At 68.8% G+C, this 3,383-nt stretch carries 3 protein-coding genes and 1 pseudogene; 3 read left to right on the top strand and 1 reads right to left on the bottom strand.

What is annotated here, in order from left to right; genetic code table 11:
- The 3 genes and pseudogenes from F3J10_RS36495 to F3J10_RS34920 all read left to right on the top strand — a co-directional run.
- A pseudogene (locus tag F3J10_RS36495) lies at nt 1-145 on the top strand (sensor histidine kinase); the annotation flags it as partial.
- A 9-nt stretch (nt 146-154) separates the two neighbouring features.
- Entirely contained in the window at nt 155-817 is a 663-nt protein-coding gene (gene rqpR / locus F3J10_RS34925; RefSeq protein ID WP_105828393.1) for a response regulator transcription factor RqpR, read from the top strand.
- 228 nt (nt 818-1,045) lie between these two features.
- Nucleotides 1,046-2,449: an amino acid permease gene (locus F3J10_RS34920; RefSeq protein ID WP_167243989.1), complete on the top strand. Its 1,404-nt coding sequence runs from the start codon at nt 1,046-1,048 to the stop codon at nt 2,447-2,449.
- A gap of 162 nt (nt 2,450-2,611) precedes the next feature.
- Here the strand turns inward: F3J10_RS34920 and F3J10_RS34915 are convergent, their stop codons facing one another.
- A complete protein-coding gene (locus F3J10_RS34915) occupies nt 2,612-3,307 on the bottom strand; it encodes a PepSY-associated TM helix domain-containing protein (protein WP_230676320.1) in 696 nt (231 codons plus the stop codon).
- Nucleotides 3,308-3,383 lie beyond the last annotated feature (76 nt).

The following is a 3,383-nucleotide window of genomic DNA, read 5'->3' as shown; positions in this document are numbered from 1 at the left end:
CCACATGCGCGCGCGCTGCGTCGCGTTCGGCGGCACGCTCGCGCACCAGCCGCCCGAGGGCGGCGGCACCGTGCTGCGCGCGCGCTTCGCCTGGGATGCGCTGCTGGCCGCGCCGCGCGCATCGGCACATGCTTCGGGCTGCTGAGGAGACGCGATGGCGCTGAATCTGTTGCTCGTGGACGATCACGCGATCGTCCGCCAGGGAATCCGGCAACTGCTGCTCGACCGCCGCGTGGCGGACGAGGTGGCCGAGGCCGAATCGGGCGCCGAGGCGCTCGCGGCCGCCGACAAGGGCAGCTTCGACGTGATCCTGCTCGACATCTCGCTGCCCGACATCAACGGCGTGGAGGTGCTCAAGCGCCTCAAGCGCAAGCTGCCGTCCACCCCGGTGCTGATGTTCTCGATGTACCGCGAGGACCAGTACGCGGTGCGCGCGCTGAAGGCCGGCGCGGCCGGCTACCTGTCGAAGACGGTCAACGCCGCGCAGATGATCTCGGCGATCCAGCAGGTGGCGGCCGGCCGCAAGTACGTGAGCCCGGCGCTGGCCGAGGCGCTGGCCGAATACGTCTCGTTCGAGAACGAGCCGCTGCCGCACGAGAAGCTGTCCGACCGCGAATACCAGACGCTCTGCATGCTGGCCTCGGGCAAGCGGCTCACCGACATCGCCGTCACCCTCTCGCTGTCGGTCAAGACGGTCAGCGTCTATCGCACGCGCCTGCTCGAGAAGATGAAGCTGTCGAACAACGCCGAGCTGACCTTCTACGCGATGAGCAACCGCCTGCTCGAGATGGCGCCGCCCACCCCGGCCGGCGCCTGAACCCGCCGCGGCGGCCCGCCATTCCGAGGGCCGCCCCAGGCGACTCCGCCGCCCATCCCCGCCCTTCCCCAAGCGCCCGCGCATCGCGCGCAAGCCCCTGTTTTCATTAGACGAATGTAGGTGCAACCCGAATAGGGCAACCGAAACGGATCGGCTAGAATGCCGGGGTTCCACCGACCATAACCATAATCCGCAGCCGTCGGCCGCGACTCACGTCATTCAATCCGCATGTCACTTCTTCGCAAGAAAAACGTCGACCAGATGATCGCCGGCGCCCAGCGCGCCGGCCTCAAGAAGGCGCTCGGCGCCGTCGACCTCACCTTCCTCGGCATCGGCGCCATCATCGGCACGGGGATCTTCGTGCTGACCGGCACGGGCGCGGTCCAGGCCGGGCCGGCGCTGATGGTCTCGTTCATCGTGGCGGCGATCGCATGCGGGCTGTCCGCGCTCGCCTACGCCGAATTCGCCTCCACCATCCCGGTGGCCGGCTCGATCTACACCTATTCGTATGCCACGCTCGGCGAGCTGGTGGCCTGGATCATCGGCTGGGACCTGATGCTCGAATACAGCCTGGCCGCCTCGGCCGTGTCGGTCGGCTGGTCGGGCTACGCGCAGTCCCTGCTCAAGGGTTTCGGCGTGATGCTGCCCACCGTGCTCACCGCCGCGCCCAACTCGGTGCCCGGCGTGACCACCTACTTCGACCTGCCCGCCTTCGTGGTGATGATGGCGATCACCACCCTGCTTTCGCTGGGCATCCGCGAATCGACGCGCGTCAACAATGTGATGGTGTTCATCAAGGTGGCGGTGGTGCTGCTGGTGATCGCGGTGGGCGTGTTCCACGTGACGCCCGCCAACTGGACGCCGTTCATGCCGCATGGCTGGCCGGGCGTGTTCGGCGCGGCGGCGGTGATGTTCTTCGCCTTCATCGGCTTCGACGCGGTGTCCTCGGCCGCCGAGGAAGTGAAGAATCCCAAGCGCGACCTGCCGATCGGCATCATCGCCTCGCTGGGCGTGTGCGCGGTGCTGTACGTGGCGGTCGCGGCCATCGCCACCGGCATCGTGCCTTCCGCGCAATACGCCGGCATCACGCACCCGATCTCCTACGCGCTGCAGGTGGCGGGCCAGAACTGGGTGGCCGGCTTCATCGACCTGGGCGCCGTGATCGGCATGCTGACCGTGATCCTGGTGATGACCTACGGCCAGACCCGCGTCACCTACGCGATGTCGCGCGACGGCCTGCTGCCGGCCGTGCTCTCGCGCGTGCATCCGCGCTTCCAGACGCCGTTCCTGGCGACCTGGATCATCGGCCTGCTGTGCGCGCTGATCGCCGCGCTGATCCCGCTCAACGTGCTGGCCGAGCTGATCAACATCGGCACGCTGGCGGCCTTCTCGATGGTCTCGATCGCGGTGATCGTGCTGCGCCGCACGCGCCCGGACCTACCGCGCGCGTTCCGCTGCCCCGGCGTGCCGGTGGTGCCGGTGCTGGCCGTGGCCGCCTGCGTGTTCCTGATGCTGAACCTCAGCGCGGTGACCTGGAAGGCCTTCGGCATCTGGCTGGTGATCGGCCTGGTGATCTACTTCGTCTACTCGCGTCGCAACGCGAAGATCGCCCAGGGCGGCGCGCAGCACTGAGCCTCGCCTCCCGGCCAGGCCCGCCGCCCGCTCGCGCGGGCGCGGCGCCCACGAAAAAGGCTCGTCGTCGACGAGCCTTTTTGCTTGATGCGGCCGGATGCGCCGCCGCCGCGAATCCTGCCGCGAATCTCGCCGCGAATCTTGCCGCGAAACCGCCGCCCGTCAGCTCAATCCCGCCAGCAGCGCCGCCGTGATCGAGCCGGCCACCAGCACCACGCCGATGGTGCGGCGCTTGTTGAGCTCGGTCCACAGCAGCACGCCGGTCAGCGAGAGCAGGATCATCGAGCCGGCGATGGTGTCCATCAGCAGCACCCAGAAGATATTCATGCCCACGCCGCGATGCAGGTTGGTGAGGGTGGTCATCAGCGAGTTGTCGCTGCGCTTGAGGGAGATCGCCTGGCTGCCGACCCAGTAGTCGGCCACCACGTTCGCGCCCGGCTTGAACAGCGTGATCTGCCAGTGCTCGGGCTGCATCACGCTGCGATCGCCCCATTCCACCGGCTGCGCCGCTTCCTTGCGGATCCGCGTGCGGCCGGCATCGAACTTCAGCTCCTTGATCAGCCAGGCCTCGAGCCTGGCGGGCGACTTGGGCGCCGGCACGGGCAGGGGCATCTGCACCTCGCTCACGCGCGGCGCGCCCGGCGAGATCTTCAGCGGCGGCGCGCGATGGTTCATCACGAAACCGGTCACGCCGAACATCAGGCCCAGCACCGCGCCCCACAGCCCCACCCAGCCATGCACCTTGCGCAGCCACTTGATGAAGGTCGCGCGCCGCGAGCGCTGGCGCCGCGCGGCCAGCTCGGCCTCGGCCAGCGGGCGGGCCGGGCCGGCCGCCGCCCCCGCATAGCGCGTCGCCACGCCGGAAGACAGCTTCGGTTCGATCGATTCGGGCGCGTTCACGCTCACTCCAATGCCAATACGACAAGGGCGGCCC

The organism is Burkholderia sp. Cy-637, assembly GCF_011753175.1.
Lineage (GTDB): Bacteria > Pseudomonadota > Gammaproteobacteria > Burkholderiales > Burkholderiaceae > Burkholderia > Burkholderia gladioli.
Note: the sequence above shows the minus strand (reverse complement) of the source record. Positions and strands in the feature narration are given on the sequence as shown.